The 17,056-nt window shown below is 72.4% G+C and carries 19 protein-coding genes and 2 pseudogenes; 13 read left to right on the forward strand and 8 right to left on the reverse strand.

The window, feature by feature from the left end; all coding sequences use genetic code 11:
- Nucleotides 1-29: 29 nt before the first annotated feature.
- Nucleotides 30-428, reverse strand: coding sequence for a hypothetical protein (locus MTO91_RS12205; protein ID WP_476654547.1), 399 nt, complete (start codon nt 426-428; stop codon nt 30-32).
- Nucleotides 429-736: 308 nt separating this feature from the next.
- Nucleotides 737-910 carry a hypothetical protein gene (locus MTO91_RS12210; protein WP_476654548.1) on the reverse strand — a complete coding sequence of 58 codons (174 nt, stop codon included), beginning with the start codon at nt 908-910 and terminating at the stop codon, nt 737-739.
- A 364-nt stretch (nt 911-1,274) separates the two neighbouring features.
- On the opposite strand from MTO91_RS12210, the gene MTO91_RS12215 reads away from it, so the two are divergent.
- A complete protein-coding gene (locus tag MTO91_RS12215; protein WP_476654549.1) occupies nt 1,275-1,700 on the forward strand; it encodes an STAS domain-containing protein in 426 nt (141 codons plus the stop codon).
- Nucleotides 1,701-1,741: 41 nt separating this feature from the next.
- Here MTO91_RS12215 and MTO91_RS12220 read toward each other — a convergent pair whose 3' ends face one another.
- The gene (locus MTO91_RS12220) at nt 1,742-2,473 is read right to left on the reverse strand and encodes a diguanylate cyclase (RefSeq protein ID WP_476654550.1); all 732 of its coding nucleotides are present in this window, start codon (nt 2,471-2,473) and stop codon (nt 1,742-1,744) included.
- Nucleotides 2,474-2,484: 11 nt separating this feature from the next.
- Here MTO91_RS12220 and MTO91_RS12225 point away from each other — a divergent pair, with 11 nt between their 5' ends.
- Nucleotides 2,485-3,030 carry an alpha/beta hydrolase fold domain-containing protein gene (locus MTO91_RS12225; RefSeq protein WP_476654863.1) on the forward strand — a complete coding sequence of 182 codons (546 nt, stop codon included), beginning with the start codon at nt 2,485-2,487 and terminating at the stop codon, nt 3,028-3,030.
- A 16-nt stretch (nt 3,031-3,046) separates the two neighbouring features.
- On the opposite strand, the gene MTO91_RS12230 is transcribed toward MTO91_RS12225, so the two are convergent.
- The gene (locus MTO91_RS12230; protein ID WP_476654551.1) at nt 3,047-3,895 is read right to left on the reverse strand and encodes a helix-turn-helix domain-containing GNAT family N-acetyltransferase; all 849 of its coding nucleotides are present in this window, start codon (nt 3,893-3,895) and stop codon (nt 3,047-3,049) included.
- Nucleotides 3,896-3,987: 92 nt separating this feature from the next.
- Between MTO91_RS12230 and MTO91_RS12235 the strand changes: the two are divergent.
- The 9 genes and pseudogenes from MTO91_RS12235 to MTO91_RS12275 form a co-directional block, all read left to right on the forward strand.
- Nucleotides 3,988-5,298 (forward strand): annotated as a pseudogene (locus MTO91_RS12235) (FAD-dependent oxidoreductase); the annotation flags it as partial.
- Nucleotides 5,299-5,388: 90 nt separating this feature from the next.
- The gene (locus MTO91_RS12240; RefSeq protein WP_476654865.1) at nt 5,389-6,588 is read left to right on the forward strand and encodes an MFS transporter; all 1,200 of its coding nucleotides are present in this window, start codon (nt 5,389-5,391) and stop codon (nt 6,586-6,588) included.
- A gap of 69 nt (nt 6,589-6,657) precedes the next feature.
- Nucleotides 6,658-7,029, forward strand: a complete 372-nt coding sequence (locus MTO91_RS12245; RefSeq protein ID WP_476654552.1) for an ArsR/SmtB family transcription factor — start codon at nt 6,658-6,660, stop codon at nt 7,027-7,029.
- Nucleotides 7,030-7,044: 15 nt separating this feature from the next.
- Nucleotides 7,045-8,139, forward strand: coding sequence for an ACR3 family arsenite efflux transporter (arsB, locus tag MTO91_RS12250; protein WP_476654553.1), 1,095 nt, complete (start codon nt 7,045-7,047; stop codon nt 8,137-8,139).
- Nucleotides 8,140-8,186: 47 nt separating this feature from the next.
- Entirely contained in the window at nt 8,187-8,840 is a 654-nt protein-coding gene (locus MTO91_RS12255; RefSeq protein ID WP_346104994.1) for an arsenate reductase ArsC, read from the forward strand.
- Between the two features lie 43 nt (nt 8,841-8,883).
- Nucleotides 8,884-9,312 carry an arsenate reductase ArsC gene (locus MTO91_RS12260; RefSeq protein WP_405417438.1) on the forward strand — a complete coding sequence of 143 codons (429 nt, stop codon included), beginning with the start codon at nt 8,884-8,886 and terminating at the stop codon, nt 9,310-9,312.
- Nucleotides 9,309-9,437, forward strand: a pseudogene (locus MTO91_RS12265) (arsenate-mycothiol transferase ArsC); the annotation flags it as partial. The gene MTO91_RS12260 and the pseudogene MTO91_RS12265, both read left to right, overlap by 4 nt.
- Before the next feature lie 107 nt (nt 9,438-9,544).
- On the forward strand, nt 9,545-9,721 hold the full coding sequence (locus MTO91_RS12270; protein ID WP_476655003.1) for a hypothetical protein: 177 nt from the start codon (nt 9,545-9,547) through the stop codon (nt 9,719-9,721).
- A gap of 82 nt (nt 9,722-9,803) precedes the next feature.
- A complete protein-coding gene (locus tag MTO91_RS12275; protein WP_405417435.1) occupies nt 9,804-9,953 on the forward strand; it encodes a VOC family protein in 150 nt (49 codons plus the stop codon).
- On the opposite strand, the gene MTO91_RS12280 is transcribed toward MTO91_RS12275, so the two are convergent.
- The 3 genes from MTO91_RS12280 to MTO91_RS12290 all read right to left on the reverse strand — a co-directional run bounded on the left by MTO91_RS12280 (nt 9,929) and on the right by MTO91_RS12290 (nt 13,330).
- On the reverse strand, nt 9,929-10,234 hold the full coding sequence (locus tag MTO91_RS12280) for a hypothetical protein (protein WP_476654554.1): 306 nt from the start codon (nt 10,232-10,234) through the stop codon (nt 9,929-9,931). The genes MTO91_RS12275 and MTO91_RS12280 overlap by 25 nt on opposite strands.
- A 220-nt stretch (nt 10,235-10,454) precedes the next feature.
- Nucleotides 10,455-11,573: a DNA alkylation repair protein gene (locus MTO91_RS12285; RefSeq protein ID WP_405417431.1), complete on the reverse strand. Its 1,119-nt coding sequence runs from the start codon at nt 11,571-11,573 to the stop codon at nt 10,455-10,457.
- A 257-nt stretch (nt 11,574-11,830) separates the two neighbouring features.
- Complete coding sequence (locus MTO91_RS12290; protein ID WP_476654555.1) at nt 11,831-13,330, reverse strand: MFS transporter; 1,500 nt, start codon at nt 13,328-13,330, stop codon at nt 11,831-11,833.
- Nucleotides 13,331-13,426: 96 nt separating this feature from the next.
- Between MTO91_RS12290 and MTO91_RS12295 the strand changes: the two genes are divergently transcribed.
- On the forward strand, nt 13,427-14,065 hold the full coding sequence (locus MTO91_RS12295; protein ID WP_476654556.1) for a TetR/AcrR family transcriptional regulator: 639 nt from the start codon (nt 13,427-13,429) through the stop codon (nt 14,063-14,065).
- A 159-nt stretch (nt 14,066-14,224) separates the two neighbouring features.
- Here MTO91_RS12295 and MTO91_RS12300 read toward each other — a convergent pair whose 3' ends face one another.
- Nucleotides 14,225-15,433 carry a TetR/AcrR family transcriptional regulator gene (locus MTO91_RS12300; protein ID WP_476654557.1) on the reverse strand — a complete coding sequence of 403 codons (1,209 nt, stop codon included), beginning with the start codon at nt 15,431-15,433 and terminating at the stop codon, nt 14,225-14,227.
- Nucleotides 15,434-15,671: 238 nt separating this feature from the next.
- On the opposite strand from MTO91_RS12300, the gene MTO91_RS12305 reads away from it, so the two are divergent.
- Nucleotides 15,672-16,664 carry an iron-siderophore ABC transporter substrate-binding protein gene (locus tag MTO91_RS12305; RefSeq protein ID WP_476654558.1) on the forward strand — a complete coding sequence of 331 codons (993 nt, stop codon included), beginning with the start codon at nt 15,672-15,674 and terminating at the stop codon, nt 16,662-16,664.
- Nucleotides 16,665-17,056 lie beyond the last annotated feature (392 nt).

Below are 17,056 nucleotides of genomic sequence, written 5' to 3' on the forward strand. Positions count from 1 at the left end.
GAGCGGACGGCGGGTGGCGGCGCGTGCGCTCAGGACCCACCGGAGTGCAGCGTCCGGAGGTAGGGTGCTGCGCTCGGCGGCACGCCAGGCACCCTGACGATGCGCCCGTCGGTCAGCTCGAGCCGCACCACCTCGTCCCCGGGGCGTGGGTCGAGTACCGCTGCCACCCGGCACCAGGGCAGGGCCGTGCCCGACAGTACGAACCGGACGCCCCTGTCGGAGACGACCGCCACCGGCACCAGCCACAGCGCTGCGATGATCACCACGGTGATCGGCGCGAGCACCAGCCATGCCGACGTGTTCTGCAGGATCGACAGGTAGATGCCGACCGCCAGGGGTGCCCCGACGAGCATCGTGAACCAGCCGCGGGTATATCGCGCGCCCCAGTACGTCCTGCGGTCGGGATTCGGCTTGTCTTCCATCGTCACCTACCGCCGGGTCCCTGCGGCCGAGGTCGATTCCGGCAGAGATCCCGAACGCGGCGGACCGGACCGTCGCACCACAGCCGGAGGACGGTCCATGTCGTGATCCCGGGTCGCGCTCCGATGCAGGCCGGCGTTGTACCGACGCAAGAGGCGGTCTCGTGCCGCCCGAGCACCGCAGGCGCGGGCGTCGGACCGATCGGGCGGCGTGCTGACGGGCTCGCCCCCCCCCGTGGGCTTCCGGCTCCTGGTCCCCATCGTCGTCCTGTACCCGCGACAGCGGGGAGTATCGCCGGGACCGGCGGTGCATCCGGTCACCGGGCGCCGGTCGAGGTGCCGGGGCGCGGCAGGAACCGGTGGTGCAGCGGGGCGGCCCCAGCGCCGTCCTGGCTCCATGGCAACGGAATACCGTCGCGGTCGCCGCCGGGCTCGGCCGGCCGCTGGTCGGCCTTGTTGTCGGAGGTGACGACGGTGGGATCCGTGGTCACTGTTCCGCTGGTGGCCGCTGCCGAGGCGGCGCGGCGGGCGAGAAGTCCCACGGCGGACGGACATGGAGGATCGGGTTCCGGGCCCTCGGCTACGTTCGCGCAGAGTGCGGCTCGGCGGCACCGCGTGTGCGGCGCGGTAGCAGGCCCGCGAACCGCGACGGGTCACCGAAAACCCACCTCGTGGCGATCTCGCCACCCGTCACGGTCGCGGGTTGCGGCGGGGCGGAATCCGGGTGGTCCTGGGCTCGTGCCGTGAGGTGTGGGCCGCGACGATTCGGGTAGCTGCACGGCACCGGGTCGAGTACAAGCTCGCCGTTCCGCCCGGAGCGCTCCGCGCGCGACGGACCTGTGCTGGGAGCCGACCATGGAGAATCTCGGATCTGCGACCCCCGGCGGTCGTACCTCACCGCCCCGACCGGGCGCGGAGCGACCGTTCGTGACCCACCCTCATGACGGCACGACGGTCATCCGGACACGGGGCCATCTCGACTCGGCCTCCGGTGGCCGGTTGTTGCGCCTCCTCGATGCGGAGATCGAGATGGCCCGGACCGGTCACCGACGGCTCGACGTCGTCGTCATCGACGTGTCGGCGTCGGACACGATCAGCCGAGGCGGCCCCGAGGCGCTCGCGCACGCGCTTCATGCCTGTACCCGTCGTCGGATCGGCTTCGCCGTGGCCGGGACCTTCGACCTGCGTTTCCTGTCGCCCGCCGCGCAGCGGAGGTTGGCTGCGCTCACCTGGTACCCGACCGTCGAGGTCGCCATCACCTCCGCCACCGGGCGGAGGTAACGTTCCCGGCGGATGTCTGCCGACGCCGGGTCAGGCGCACTTCACCGGTTGCGGCCTGCGCGCTCGGCGGGGTGGTGCGCCGGGTCGACCTCGGTCAGCAGGCGGGAGTGGTCGGCCCGCTGGTCGTCGGGGCGCGCACTCGCGACCCCGACGCTCATGCTCAGGGGGCCGCGGGCGGCCCTGTCGTGAATGACGGCGAGTGCCCCCACCGCGTGCCGGATCCGCGCCTCGACCCGGCTCGCGTCGGCGAGACCGGTGTGGGGGAGCAGCACGACGAACTCCTCGCCGCCGTAGCGGGCCGGCAGGTCGGTCGGGGTCCGTAGCGTCGACCGGATCGCTGCGGCGACCACGACGAGGACGCGGTCGCCAGCCGGGTGGCCGAAGCGGTCGTTGTAGGACTTGAACTCGTCGACGTCGGGAATCAACAGGGACAACGGCTCGCCGCGGACGCCCCTGGATTGTCCGGCTGTGGTGGGGTCCCGGTCGAGGCGGCGGCGGTTGGCCAGACCGGTCAGCCCGTCGGTGTCGGCGGCTCGGCGCAGATTCTCCAGATCGTCGTGCCGGCGGCGGTCCGCTGTGGCGTCGCACCGGTCGAGGGCGGCCACGACCGCGAGGTTGGTGGCCATCACCAGGGCGAGGAACACCTGGGCGAGGATCATCGCCGTCTGCAGGCTCGGTGTCGCCGTGACGAACGGGCCGTGGCCGAGCCGGGTCAGCCCCGGGGTGACCGGGACGGCGACGAGCGCCCCCCAGGGTGGCCCCCATGGCGCCATGGCGCACGGCCATGACGGTCAGCGGTACCGGAAGGAGGAGGGGGACGAGCAAGAGGACACGGACCTGTTCCTGTCACGCCCATCGGGGCCGTCGAGCCGCAGCGTTCACACCGCCCCCGCCCGCGCCGGGCGACCCGGTGCTGGGGATCGAGGGGCTGCGCCGGGCCGGGCGTTGGTATGCGGCGGGGACCGCCCTGGACGATCCCGAGGTCAGTCCCGTCGACGCCGACCTGCGTGGACTCGGCCGGATCGCCGCCTTCGTCGGCACCCGGGCCCTCCTCCTCGCTGACGCCGGGCGGCTACAGCGTGACGCCGAACGGGCGGGGCAGGAGATCGAGCTGCGCCGGTGTCCGGGCATGTGCCACAACTGGATCATGCATCCGCTGCCCGATGCCCGGGTCACGACTCGGACCGTCCGACGAGACCGGCGAGCGCGGCCCGGCCGAGCCCGTCCCGGCGTCGGTAAGTGGCGATCCGCCTACCCACCGAGTCGTCGGCCACGTGCTCGTTCTCCCATGAATCGCGTGATCGTCGCAGTGGATCTGACGGCCTTGTGACGGCGAATCTCGCTGGTCAGCTGCGGTGATCGGAGCGGCGTTCGAGGAATACGGTGTCCCGCCAACGACCGTCGTGCTGTCCGATGCGTTCGCGGACGCCGAGGGTGCGGTAGCCGGCAGCGCGGTGCAGAGCGAGGCTGACGCGGTTCTCGGGGAAGATCGAGGTCTGCAGGGTCCAGAGGCCGGCGTCGTCCGCGGCGCAGACCTGCCGACGGATGAGTGCTCTGCCGACGCCGCGGCCCCGGAAGCCGTCGGCGACGTAGATCGAGGTCTCTCCGACGCCGCTGTAGACGGGCCGGGTCGAGACGGGGCGCACGGCGGTCCAGCCCACGACCTGGTCGTCGATCTCGGCGACCCAGCGGTGCTCGCGCAGCCAGCCGGCGTCGAGGTCGGTGCGGTCGGGCACGTCGGTCTCGAAGGTGGCGTGCCCGGTGGCGATGCCCTCGCCGTAGATCCGGAGCACCGGGTCCCAGTCGTCGTCGGCCATGGCGCGGACGGTGACGTCGTCGGGGATGTCGTCCGGGCAGCAGGGGCCGGGGGCGAGCAGGCCCATGACGGCGTCCGCGGCGTGAGGCAGGCCGGTACAGCAGTGCGGATTGACCGTGACCTGCGTGGTGGTGCCTTCCTTGCGCAGGATGACGAAGCCGGTGTCGGCCAGCTTGCGCAGGTGGTGCGAGCAGGTCGCCTGGCTGATGCCCACCAGCTCGGCGAGCCGGCCGACCGGGACCGGGTTCCCGGCCGTGGCGACGGCGTGCAGCAGACGCACCCGCACCGGCTCGGCGAGGCAGGCGAACCAGTGCGCGTAGGTGGTGGCGTCGTGCGCAGGGAGCTGTGCTGCCTGCGAGTCGGTGTGGAGCACGCTCATGAACCCAGTATCGACGACGATCGATGGTTGCGTCCATCGATGTGGGTCGATACATTCGGCCGGATTAATCGATACACATCGATGGAGGCGGGATGGGCGAGAGTGCGGGGCTGCCGGTCGTGGTGATCGGTGCCGGCCCGGTCGGGTTGGCTGCGGCGGCCGAGCTGGCCGAACGTGGCGTGGAGCCGCTCGTACTGGAGGCCGGGGCGAGCGCGGGAGCGTCGGTGCTGGAGTGGGGCCATGTCCGGCTGTTCTCACCGTGGGGCTGGCTGATCGACCCGGCCGCGGAGCGGCTGCTCGCCCCGACCGGGTGGGTGGGTCCGAAGCCCGAGGCGTATCCGACCGGTGCGGAGTGGGTCGCGGGCTACCTTGCGCCGTTGGCCGCTGCTCTGGGGGAGCGAGTGCGGACCGGGGCTCGCGTGGTGGGAGTGACCCGCCGCGGCCGGGACCGGGTGGTCGACGCCGGTCGCGACAGCGAACCGTTGATCGTGCGGACCGCGGACGGACAGCGCATCGCGGCTCGAGCGGTGATCGACGCGTCGGGGACCTGGACGAGCCCGAATCCGCTCGGCGGTGACGGTCTGCCCGCGGTCGGTGAGGCGGAGGTCGCGCAGCGGGTGCGGGCCGTGATCCCGGACCTGACCGATGCCGCGCAGCGGGCCCGCTACGCCGGTCGGCACGTCGTCGTCGCGGGGGCGGGGCACTCGGCCTTGACCGCGTTGGCCGGCCTGGCGGAGCTCGCCCGTGAGGAGCCGGGAACCCGGATCTCGTGGGTGCTGCGCCGGCCGGGCTTCGGTCAGGTGTTCGGCAGTGGCGAGGGTGATCAGCTTCCCGCTCGCGGGGCGCTCGGGGTCCGGGCGTCCGAGGCTGTCGGAGCCGGGCTGGTGGATCCGGTGTTCGGATTCCGCACCGAGCGGATCGAGCAGGTGGCCGACGGGACGGTGGTCCTGATCTCGGACGAGGGTCGCACGCTGTCCGGCGTGGACGAGGTGCTCGTGCTGACCGGGTTCCGGCCCGAGCTGGGCTGGTTGTCGGAGGTGCGGACCGAGCTGGATCCGACGCTGCAGGCGCCGGTCCGGCTGGCGCCGCTGATCGACCCGAACGTGCATTCCTGCGGAACCGTGTACCCGCACGGTGCCGCCGAGCTGGTGCACCCCGAACCGGGGTTCTACCTGGCGGGGATGAAGAGCTACGGGCGCGCACCGACGTTCCTGGCCCGCACCGGCTACGAGCAGGTCCGATCGATCGCCGACGCCCTGATCGGTGATCACGAGGCTGCCGCACGGGTGGAGCTGGTGCTCAACGAGACCGGTGTCTGCGGGGGAGCGGGACTGTTCGACGCCGACGAGTCGGACGCCGCGACGGCATCGGGTAGCGGTTGTTGCGGTCCCGCCGTCCCTGATCCGGACCCGGCCGGGGGCCTCCTCGTCGTGACCTCCGACGAGACGACGACCCGGCCCGCTCGCCGTCGCGGTGGGCGGTCCGGCGGAGGGTTGACGTCCCGTGGCCGGTGGCGGGTCCTCGCGGTCCTGTGCGTCACCGAGATCACCAGCTGGGGCGTGCTCTACTACGCCTTCCCCGTGCTGGCGCCGTCGATCGCGGCCGACACCGGATGGTCCGTCCCGTCGGTCACCGCGGCGTTCTCCGCGGGGCTGGTGGTCTCCGCGCTGGTCGGGATCCCGGTCGGGCGTGTGCTGGACCGTCACGGTCCCCGCTGGGTGATGACCGCGGGCGCGGTCGTCGGCGTGCCGGCCACTCTCCTGATCGCCGCGGCCGGATCGTTCCCGGCCTTCGTGGCGGCGTGGCTGCTGGCCGGGACCGCGCAGGCGGCGACGTTCTACCCGCCGGCGTTCGCGGCCCTGACCCGGTGGTGGGGTTCGGACCGGGTTCGTGCGCTGACCGTGTTGACCCTGGTCGCGGGTTTGGCCAGCACCGTGTTCGCCCCGCTCGCCGCGGCGTTGCTGGAGCGGTTCGGATGGCGGGAGACCTACGTGGTCCTCGCCGTCGTCCTCGGGGTCGTCACGATTCCGGCGCACCTGTTCGGGCTGCGCGGCTCGTGGCCCGAGCCGGTCGCCGATCCCGTCCACCACGGCGCCGCTCCGGCGGTCGTCGACGACGATCCGGCACGGATCCGGCACAGCAGGGCGTTCGGGCTGCTGGTCGTGGTGGTCACTCTCGGCGGGTTCACCAGCTTCGCCGTCACGGTCAACCAGGTACCACTCCTGCTCGACCGCGGGATGTCGACCGATCTCGCCGCCTGGGCCCTGGGTCTGGGCGGACTCGGACAGGTCCTCGGCAGGCTCGGCTACGGCCCCCTCGTCCGGCGCAGCACCGTCCGTGGCCGCAGCATCGCCGTGATGGCCGCACTCGGCACGACCACGATCCTGCTCGCCGTCCTGCCGGGGCCGGTGTGGGCACTGATCGCAGCAGCGATGCTCGCCGGCGCCGCCCGCGGGATCTTCACCCTCCTGCAGGCCACCGCGCTGTCGGACCGCTGGCACCCGCGCGCCTACGGCCGCCTCAACGGGATCCTGTCCGCACCCGTCATGATCGCCGTGGCGATCTCCCCCTGGGCGGGGAGCGCACTCGCGGGTCCGCTGGGCGGCTATCCCGAGGTGTTCGTCGTTCTCGCCGGAGCCGCGGTGGTCGCCGCCGCTCTGGCCGGTGGGACCCTGCCGCGTCGAGGGGGCTGACGGCGGCGACCCGGTCCGACCCCATCTGTTCACTTGACCCATGGATTCGATGCTGATCAAAATAGACGAGTGTCGAACCAGGAGCCGATCTGTCGCTCGGTGCTCGTGGAACGCCCCCTCGACGAGTCGGAGTCGACCGAACTCGCACGAGTGTTCAAGGCACTCGGGGAACCGGTACGCCTGCGGCTGCTGTCGCTGATCGCCTCGCACGCGGGGGGCGAGGCGTGTGTGTGCGACCTGTCCGGCGTGTTCGAGGTGTCCGGCCCGACGATCTCGCACCACCTCAGGGTGCTGCGCGAGGCGGGTCTGATCACCGGGGAGCGCCGGGGGACCTGGATCTACTACCGCACGGTCCCGGCCGCTCTCGGTCGTCTCGCGGGCCTGCTCGGTCCCGCCGCCGACACCCACACGGCCCCTGTATCCACCGCACCTGCGAACTGACGTACGAGGACTGACGTGACCACCCAGAACACCACCGACGACGGTGCCGCTGTCGTCGCCCGGCTGTCGACCCTGGACCGCTTCCTGCCGGTCTGGATCATCGCGGCGATGGCGGCCGGCCTGTTGCTCGGCCGCCTGGTCCCCGGGCTCGCCCCGGCGCTGGACGCCCTGGCTGTCGACGGCGTCTCGTTGCCGATCGCGCTCGGCCTGCTGATCATGATGTACCCCGTGCTGGCGAAGGTCCGCTACGACCGCCTCGACACCGTCACCGGCGACCGCAGGCTGCTGCTGACCTCGCTGCTGCTGAACTGGGTCCTCGGCCCGGCGCTGATGTTCGCGCTGGCCTGGCTGATGCTGCCCGACCTGCCCGAGTACCGGACGGGTCTGATCATCGTCGGGCTCGCCCGGTGCATCGCCATGGTGATCATCTGGAACGACCTCGCCTGCGGTGACCGCGAAGCCGCCGCCGTGCTGGTCGCGCTGAACTCGGTGTTCCAGGTCGTCATGTTCGGCGTGCTGGGATGGTTCTACCTCTCGGTCCTGCCCGGATGGCTCGGCCTGCCGGTGACCGACCTCGACGTCTCCACGGGGGAGATCGTCACGTCCGTGCTGATCTTCCTCGGCATCCCGCTGCTCGCCGGTTACCTCACCCGCAAGCTGGGGGAGCGGGCCAAGGGGCGTGACTGGTACGAGGGGAAGTTCCTTCCCCGGATCGGGCCGTTCGCGCTGTACGGCCTGCTGTTCACGATCGTGCTGCTGTTCGCCCTGCAGGGCGAGGCCATCACCTCACAGCCCCTCGACGTGGCCCGCATCGCGCTGCCGCTGCTCGCCTACTTCGCCCTGATGTGGGCCGGCTCCTACGCTCTCGGGCGGGCCGTCGGCATGGGCTACGAGCGCACCACCACCCTCGCGTTCACCGCCGCCGGCAACAACTTCGAGCTCGCCATCGCCGTCGCCATCGGGGCGTTCGGCGTGACCTCCGGGCAGGCGCTCGCCGGCGTCGTCGGGCCGCTGATCGAGGTGCCGGTGCTGGTCGGGCTGGTCTACGTCTCCCTGTGGCTCCGCCGTCGCCTGTTCCCGGCACGGCCCGATGCGGTGTCCCGCACCTGACCCACCACGTCCACACCACGATCGCCCGTCGAGGAAGAAGGCCCGCCATGACCGGTCCGTGGCACCGCGACACCCTCTCGATCGACCAGCAGCTCGCCCTGACCACTGCGGCGACGAACCTGGCCCGGGAGTTCGACGACACGTTCGGCAGGGAGACCATCGAGCGGTTCCTGCACTCGTCCTACGGCGAGTTCGCCGGCCGCGCGGTCGTGCTGAACTTCCTGCCGCTGCTGGCCGAGCGCTTCGCACGCCAGCGGCTGCGGGCCCTGGCACGGGTCGAGGGCGATGGCGACGACGGACGACCGGTCGCGCTGTTCCTCTGCACCCACAACGCCGGCCGGTCACAGATGGCCCTCGGCTTCTTCACACACCTGACCGGGGACCGGGCCATCGGCTGGTCGGGCGGCTCGTCCCCTGCGCACACGGTCAACCCGGCCGCCGTGGCGGCCATGGCCGAGGTCGGCATCGACATCAGCTCCGAGTTCCCGAAACCGTGGACCGACGAGATCGTCCGGGCCGCCGACGCGGTGATCACGATGGGCTGTGGCGACGCCTGCCCCATCTTCCCCGGCCGCCGCTACGAGGACTGGGACATCGCCGACCCGGACGGTCTCGACCTCGACGCCGTCCGTCCGATCCGGGACGCCATCGAGCAGCGGGTCCGCCAACTCGTCGACGAGCTGCTGCCCGCCCCGGTCTGACATCGACCCCACCCCCGGACCACCGATCCCAGGAGAGCACCTGATGGCCCACGCCATCCCCGAAGTCCTGTTCGTCTGCGTCCACAACGCCGGCCGGTCCCAGATGGCCGCCGCCCTGCTGGACCACCACGCCGCCGGGACCGTCCGTGTCCGCTCCGCCGGCTCCGCTCCGGCCGAGAGCATCAACCCCGCGGTCCGCGAGGTCATGACCGAGATCGGTATCGACCTCGGCACCGAGATCCCGAAGCGCCTGACCACCGACGCCGTCGGCGCCGCCGACGTCGTGATCACCATGGGCTGCGGCGACGCGTGCCCGGTGTTCCCGGGCAAGCGCTACCTCGACTGGCAGCTCGACGATCCCGCCGGGAGGACGGTCGACGAGGTACGGCCGATCCGCGACGACATCGACGCCCGGGTCCGTGCGCTGCTGGGCGAGCTGACCGGTGGCACAGCGGGGGCGGGACCGTCGTGACCGCTATCCCTTCGGTCCTGTTCGTCTGCGTCCGCAACGGCGGCAAGTCCCGGATGGCTGCCGGCCTCATGCGGGCCGCTGCCCAGGACCGGGTCGAGGTCCACTCCGCCGGCACCAGCCCGGGCACTGCCGTCAAGGCCCTGTCCGTGAGGTACTGGACGAGTCCGGTGCGGACATCACCGGTGAGACGCCCACGCCGATCGATCCTGAGCTGCTCCGGCGCGTCGACCTCGTGGTCACCCTCGGCCGGGAGGCACACGTCGACGGCGGGGACACCGAGGTCCGCAACTGGGACACCGACGAGCCTTCGGCGCGAGGGATCGAGGGACTCGAACGAATGCGCCTGATCCGCGCCGCTCGGGTGGACCTGCTGCTTGCCGAGCTGGCCGGTCCACCGCCGGAATCGTGAGGCCCGCTCATGCCGTTGTCGTCGTTACGAACGGCGGACGCACGCCCGCCACGAGTGGAAGCGGGTCGTCCTCGACGGCGGCGTGCCCGCCGAGCTCGAGCTGCGGGACGAACCGCCCGGGCAGCGACACTTCATCGTCGCGGACCCGAACGGTGTCCTGGTCGACGTCATCACCCCCATCGAACCCACGGCCGGGTTCGCCGCCCTCTACGCCGAGGACGCCACCGTCTGAGTGACGGTCGGCCCGCGGCCGGATCTCCGCGCGGTGCGCCGACCGGTGTCCCCGCCACCGGCCGGGGCGTACACGACCAGCCCCGGCGGGTCGTCGGCCAGCCGGGACCGCAACGTCCCGTCGGCAACGGCGTCGGGGCCGAGACGTCCGGCCGGCTCCGCGGGCCCGGGGACCTCACCCAGGACCAGCGTCCGCGGGTCGACGACGGCGCCCGGCGCGGCGGCCGCGGGGCGCGGCACCCCGAACGGCGGGTCGCCGTCGCGGCGCAGGGAGCGGATCACCCGGTGCCGCTCCCGTAGGCGATCCCGCTCGTCGCGCGCCACCCGTCCAGGACCGACAGCGGGGTCTCCCCTCCGGTGGAGGCCTCCATGGCGGCGACCACCCGGCGCCGACGGCCTGCGGCATCAGGTCGATCTGTGCCGCCGCCGGCAGCACCCCCACCCCGTCGATGCGGTGGTCGGCGACGAACGGGGGCCACGGCGGTGACCGTGCGGGGGGCGATCATGTGACGAGCTCGAATCCGTCGCCGGTGACGACCCGCCCGTTGACCTGGAGATCGACGACGTGGGTGCCGGGGTAGTAGCGGCGGGTCGTGACCTCACGGACAGGGTGACGCTTCTCCAGCACGCGGCTCTCACCGGGCCCGAGCTCGACCGCGGCGAGCTTGAACACCTTGGGCAGGGTGCGCCCGTTGCCCCGCACGTGGTGCACCACGTAGTCGACGGCGACGGTGTGCGCCCGCCGGTCGGTGTTGCGGATCTCGGCGCGCAGGGTGACCGACTCGCCGAGCCGGATGGTGGCCGGGCTGAGCACCAGCCGGTCGGCCCGGACGTGCTCCCCGCCGGTCACGCCGGACAGGGCGAGCGCCCGCTGGTCCCCGTTCTTCACCAGCACGCGCAGCGCGTGCCTGCTGATCCAGGCGGTCTCCGGGGTCGGGCTCTCCACCGCCCAGCGCTCCAGCACCTCCAGCACGGCGTCCGGGTGGTCGCGGGCGATGTCGTTGAGGTTGTTCGCGACGGACTTGCGGACGTAGGGCGACGGGTCCGAGCGCAGCACCTCCAGGACCTCCAGCACCGGAGCGGGGTCCTCGACGAACCGGTGCAGGGTCCGGGCCCACGGCAGCCGCGGCCGGATGCCCTCGCTCGCCAGACGCCGGACGTTCAGGCTGGGGGACCCCGCCCAGGACCGCACGCGGTCCATCGTGGCGTCGTGGTGGCGGTCGAGGTAGGGACGGATCGCGTACTCGCCGGTGTGCCTGCGGGTGATCTGCTCGATCGCGTCGAGCGACTCCTCCGGATGACCGAGGCCGTGGTCCTCCACGAACCGGGCCACCGGCATCAGGTACCAGCTGGTGTTGAACATGCCCTCGCCCTCGCCGAGCTCGTCGCCGAGGACCGACAGCAGGATCGCGAGTGCCTGCGGACAGTCCTCGGGCAGCCTGGTGCGCAGGCCGTCGGACAGGACCCGGACGCGGTCCTTCAGCTCGAGCGGGGGCACCAGCGCCCCGACCTCGGCCACGTAGCCGTCGAGGTCGAACGGCGGGTGCACCTGGACCACCAGGCCGCCGAGCAGGCGGGCCGCCCTGCTGTCGAAGTGTCGCTTCAGGCCGTACTCCGTCATGGACGTACCCACTCTCCGGGGTCGGTGTTGGACGGGCCGTCGTGCGCGGCGATCTCCAGCTCCGGATGGTCCCGCAGCAGCCCGACGACGGTCGCCCGGTCGGCGTGCGCCGCGCCATCGAGCCGGTCGCCGGCTGGTCGAGCATGGCCCGTCCCCGGCGGGCGTTAACCCGCATGAGCTCGGCAGGGCCAGGCACCCCGTGGCCCAGCCGGCGGTGAGCTCGCCGACGCTGTGCCCGATCACGTGTCCGGGGCGGATTACCCAGGAGTCCTGCTGCGCAGCCCGAGCACGATGGCCACGGCCATCACCGCGGAGAGCACGGCGCTGACGAGGCCGATCGTCGAGAGCGCCGAGGTGAAGGCCTGGGTTCCGGCCGCGACCAGCTCCGCGCCCTCGGCACCGGGCAGTCCTCCGGCGGCCTCGACGGTGCCGGCGAAGGTGTCGGTGCCACCCGCGACCGGTGCGTCCGCGAGCTGGGTCCGGTAGACGAACGTGCCGAGCGCACCGAGCACGGCGACGCCGAGTGCCATGCCGAGCTCGGTGCTGGTCTCGGAGATCGCGGCCGCGGAGCCCGCCTTCTCCGGCGGGGAGGACCCGACGATCAGGTCGGTTCCCAGGGCGATCAGCGGCCCGCCACCGGCGTAGGTCAGGCTGAAGCCGACCACGGCCACCCACAGGGCGCTGTCGGGGCCGACCGTGGCGAGCATCAGGTGCCCGACGATGGAGATCAGCAGACCGCCGGCGACGATGTGTGCCGGGGCGAAGCGACCGGCCAGGGCCGGGGCGGCCATCGAGGTGACGATCAGGCCGAGTGCCGCGGGGAGCAGCCAGAGGCCGGCCGTCATGGGGGACTGGCCCTGGGCCAGCTGCAGGTACTGGGTGACGTAGAGGTAGGTGCCACCGGCGACGAACATCGCCATCAGCATCGCCACCGCCGCGGTGCTGAACGCAGGGCTGCGGAACAGGGTGAGGTCGATCAGCGGTGTGGTCAGGCGACGCTGCCGGCGGGCGAAGACGTAGCCGAGTGCCGCGCCGACGACGATCGCGACCGTGGCGACGACGGTGTTGCCGCCGACCGCCAGCTCCTTGAGGCCGTAGACGACGGGCATGATCGCGCCGAGGGACAGGGCGACGCTCACCAGGTCGATCGGGTCCGCCTCCGGGGCGCGGTACTCCGGCAGCAGCAGCGGCCCGGCGACGAGCAGCAGCGCCATGACCGGGACCGCGATCAGGAAGACCGATCCCCACCAGAAGACCTGCAGCAGTGCACCACCGATCACCGGTCCGAGTGCGATGCCGACCGAGAACATGGTGACCCACAGTCCGATGGCCATGCCCCGCTGGCGCGGGTCGGCGAACATCGCGCTGATCAGCGACAGGGTGGAGGGCATCAGGGTCGCGCCGGCGATGCCCAGGGCGGCCCGGCTGATCAGCAGTGCCCCCGGCGTGGTGGCCAGCGCGGCGACGATCGACGCGACGCCGAAGGCGGCCGCCCCGATGAGCAGCAGCTTCCGGCGCCCGATGCGGTCGCCCAGGCTGCCCATCGTGACCAGCAGGCCGGCGATCATGAAGCCGTAGACGTCGATGATCCACAGCATCTGCTGCGCCGTGGCGCCGAGGTCCAGGGTGATGGCCGGGCCGGCCAGGTGCAGGACGCTGACGTCCATCGAGACGAGGAGGGTGGGCAGTGCCAGTACCGCGAGGCCGAGCCATTCGCGGGTACCGGCGCGCTGCTCGCGAGGCGCGACGGTGGTCATGACAGGACTCCTAGGGAGGATTTGGCGTACCATCGGTACGTACGAGAAGACCGTAGCGTATTCACATACCGCCGGTACATGAGTTCGGGAGGGTCCATGACCGGAGTGCGGATCCGGCAACGGGAGCAGACGCGGAAGGCCTTGATCCACGAGGCGCGGACGTTGTTCGCGCAGCGTGGCTACGGCGCGGTCGGACTGGCCGAGATCGTGGCCGCCGCGGGCGTCACCAAGGGCGCCCTCTACCACAGCTTCGACGGCAAGATCGGCCTGTTCCGCGAGGTCCTGGCCCAGGTCCAGGCGGAGGTGGCCGACCGGGTGTCCACATCGGTCTCCTCCGACGCGGACCCCTGGACCTCGTTCGTCGCCGGCTGCCGGGCGTTCCTCTCGGTGTCCAACGACCCGGAGCTGTCGCGGATCATGCTCATCGACGGGCCCGCCGTCCTGGGCTGGTCGGAGTGGCGCCGGCTGGACGAGCAGACCTCCGCGCGTCATCTGGCGGAGTCGCTGCAGCAGCTCGTCGACGACGGGGTGATCGTGTCCCAGCCCGTCGAGCCGCTGACCCGCCTGCTGTCCGGCGCGATGAACGAGTCCGCTCTGTGGCTGGCCGAGTCCGGGCGTGCGGGGGACGGGGAAGCCGTCTGGAACGCCTTCCACGGGCTGCTGTGTTCGCTCCGCGAGCGGCAGCCGCACGGGCGTGGTCACGCCACGGCCGGCCAGGCGTCGGCGGTCCCGTAGTCGTCCGACGGGTCGGTGGCGTGGCGCCCCGTCGGCCCGTTCGTCTCCGGCGGTGCCGGACGGGGCCTCCCGCGGACGTGGGGCTGTGCGGGGTCGGACCGGCTGCGGCCCGGACGCCGCGACGCGCTCCCGGGAGGCGGTGGCGTTCGACCGGCCGTCCTACGTCCCGGTGTCTCCGTGACCGACGGGCAGTCCGAGTGCGGTCAGGGCGGCGCCGGCGAGCTCGCCCGCCACCGTCGGGTAGGGCCGGAAGTGCGGGATCCGCGCACAGTCGTCGATGATCGTCTTCGCGGTCGTGACGAGCGTCGCGGCGTCGGCGTCGGGGAGCCGGGGGCGCGCGGCGGACAGCCACCGTTGCCACTCCGCCAGCGAGTCGGCCTGGATGCGGTCGAGGCGCTCGCGGGTCGCGTCGGGGAGGTAGAGGCGTTCGTTCAGCCACACGGCGAGCAGGTCGGTCGCCTCGAGCGCCACGCGGACATAGCCCTCGACCAGCAGCCGGAGCACGTCGTCGTCGCCGCCGGGGCGGCGCAGGGCCCGGGTCGTCTCCAGTGCCAGCCACTCGTGCCACCGGGTGGCGGCGGCGGCCAGGATCTCGGCCTTGGTGTCGAAGTAGCGGTAGAGGGCGGGGCCGACGATGCCGACCCTGCCGCCGATGTCGTCGATGCTCACGCCGGCGAAGCCCTTGGCCCGGAACTCCTGTGCCGCCGCGGAGACGAGCTGCTCGCGACGGGAGGTCGGCGTGCGGTCGGACTCGTCCGCAGGGGGGTCCGCGGCGGGCGCAGCGGGGGCGGTGATCACCCGCCTGCTCGCCGCGGCCAGCTCGCCGGCGAGCCGGTGCCGGGGCAGGGGACTGTCGTAGAACCCGGCCCCCGAGATGATGCTGACGATCACCCAGCTGCGGATGTCGGTGACGTCGCGGGCCAGGTCGCCGCGCGTGGGGACCAGCAGGAGCTCGCCGAGCTGCCGCGCGATCCACAGCGTCCGGTCCCGGACCAGCTGGAAGTCGTCGCTGCCGAGGTGGCGTGCCTCGCGCTGCCACAGCAGCGAGAGCCGGCGGCTGTCGAGTGCGGCCTCGGTGAGTGTGGTGAGGGTGGCGTCGAGGTCGCGCTGCTCGGGCGGCTGTGCGACCAGTGCCGTGATCGTGTCGACGACGTGCTGCTGGTCCTCGAGCACCACGTGCGAGAGCAGGGCCTGCTTGTTGGCGTAGTGGCGGTAGAGGGCCCGCGCAGTGATCCCGCTGGCCTCGGCGATGTCGTCCATGCGGACGGCGTGGAAGCCGCGGACGCTGAACAGCTCACCGGCGTGCCGGGCGATCTCGGCCCGCCGGTTGCGGGGCCGGGACCGTGGCGGCGCACTCGTTGCGTCCATGCCGTGGTCTCCTCTCGCCGCGGTGATCCTAGCGAGACAGACCACGGCACGACCTCGGGCGGGGCGCCCCCGTCCGCCCGACCGACGCCGTGGCGACGGTGCCCGTCGACGGGGCCCCGCGTCCATGGGTCGCCGTCCGCCGGCCGCGTCCTCATCGGACCGCTGTGACGGGCGCGGCACCGCACCGGTGCCGCCCCGGATCTTCCCCGGGGGATCCTTCCTGCGTAGCTTAAGAGGTATGCCTAACTTAAGTCGCCGGGTCTTCCTCGGTGCCGCCGTGTGCGGCGCACTGCTCTCCGGGACCGTCGCCTGCGGCAGCGAGCCCTCCGGCGCCCCCGACACCGCCCAGGGCTCGGTCACGGTCACCCACGCACTCGGCACCACGACGGTGCCGCCGGGCGTCGCGCGGATCGTGGCCCTCGGACCCACCGGGGTCGATGTCGCGCTGGCCCTCGACGCACCCGTCGTCGGAGCGTCCTCCAGCGGTAGCGAGTCCGGTCTCGCCCCGTGGACGTCGCAGGCCCAGGGAGCCTCGGACGTCGAGGTGCTCCCCGTGACCGGCGAGGCCACCGAGGTGGACATCGAGCAGGTCGCGGCCCTGAAGCCGGACCTGATCTTCGCTCCGGGCTACTTCGCCCTGGAGAAGTCCTACCCGCAGCTCAGTGCCATCGCGCCGACGATCGGCTACCAGAAGGGTCCGGCCCAGGACACCTGGCAGGAGATGACGACGCAGCTCGCGACGGCGCTCGGCCGGCCGGCCGACGCCGAGCAGGTCATCGGCCGGGTGCAGACGAAGCTCGACGAGACGCGGGCGGCGCACCCGGCCCTGCAGGGCGCCACCTACACCTTCGGCTTCGTGCAGCCCGGCGCGGTGACCGCGCTGCGAGACCCGGACGACGCGATGAACTCGGTGCCCACGGCGCTGGGGCTGTCGCTGTCGCCGCAGATCCTCGCGCTGCCGAAGGGGGAGTCGTTCGGCGTGCAGCTCTCCTCCGAGCAGATCGCCTCGCTCGACGCGGACGCCCTCGTCCTGTTCGACGGCGGCGACGCGGAGGCACGCAGGACGCTCGAGCAGAACCCGCTGTTCGAGCGGCTGCCGGTGGTGCAGCGCGGGGCCGTCGTGAACTACGACTACGACGAGTTCATCGGGCTGCGCAACCCCTCCCCGCTGTCGATCCCGTGGATCGTCGACCGGATCGCCCCCCGCCTGTCGGACGCCGTGTCCCGGTAGCCCGAGGAGTCGCTCCCCCCGTCCGTCCACAGCGGCCGGCGCCGGTGTTCCGGTGCCGGCCGCCGTCGTGTCCGGAGGGTGCCGTCCGCGGGCCCGGCGGACGGGCGGGTCCGGCGCACCGCAATGACGTAACGCCAACGCCGGGCAGCGTTCACTCGAACGAGTGACACGATGTCCGGAGCGGGGCTCCGACCTGCGGATTCGGGCGGTGTGCGGGTTTCGGGTGATGTCACTCTCTAGGCGGGACGGTGGTCCTCGTGTTGAAGTTAGCCTCGCCTTAGAACAGCGCAGCCGACCTTGTGCGAAGGACCGTGATGGCCGACCCCGTGGGCGTACGAACCCGTACCGACCAGGAGATCCTCCACGTCCTGGGCATCGGGTCCGGACCGGCC

This window comes from Pseudonocardia sp. 2-7 (assembly GCF_056341085.1).

Bases quoted from the DNA above. Each gene is read 5' to 3' on its own strand.
- MTO91_RS12255 (WP_346104994.1), top strand. From the start codon at position 8,187: ATGACCGGTCCGTGGCACCGCGACACCCTCTCGATCGACCAGCAGCTC.
- MTO91_RS12220 (WP_476654550.1), bottom strand. From the start codon at position 2,473: ATGGCGCCATGGGGGCCACCCTGGGGGGCGCTCGTCGCCGTCCCGGTC.
- MTO91_RS12215 (WP_476654549.1), top strand. From the start codon at position 1,275: ATGGAGAATCTCGGATCTGCGACCCCCGGCGGTCGTACCTCACCGCCC.
- MTO91_RS12260 (WP_405417438.1), top strand. From the start codon at position 8,884: ATGGCCCACGCCATCCCCGAAGTCCTGTTCGTCTGCGTCCACAACGCC.
- MTO91_RS12300 (WP_476654557.1), bottom strand. From the start codon at position 15,433: ATGGACGCAACGAGTGCGCCGCCACGGTCCCGGCCCCGCAACCGGCGG.
- MTO91_RS12290 (WP_476654555.1), bottom strand. From the start codon at position 13,330: ATGACCACCGTCGCGCCTCGCGAGCAGCGCGCCGGTACCCGCGAATGG.
- MTO91_RS12230 (WP_476654551.1), bottom strand. From the start codon at position 3,895: ATGAGCGTGCTCCACACCGACTCGCAGGCAGCACAGCTCCCTGCGCAC.
- MTO91_RS12295 (WP_476654556.1), top strand. From the start codon at position 13,427: ATGACCGGAGTGCGGATCCGGCAACGGGAGCAGACGCGGAAGGCCTTG.
- MTO91_RS12285 (WP_405417431.1), bottom strand. From the start codon at position 11,573: ATGACGGAGTACGGCCTGAAGCGACACTTCGACAGCAGGGCGGCCCGC.
- MTO91_RS12225 (WP_476654863.1), top strand. From the start codon at position 2,485: ATGACGGTCAGCGGTACCGGAAGGAGGAGGGGGACGAGCAAGAGGACA.
- MTO91_RS12305 (WP_476654558.1), top strand. From the start codon at position 15,672: ATGCCTAACTTAAGTCGCCGGGTCTTCCTCGGTGCCGCCGTGTGCGGC.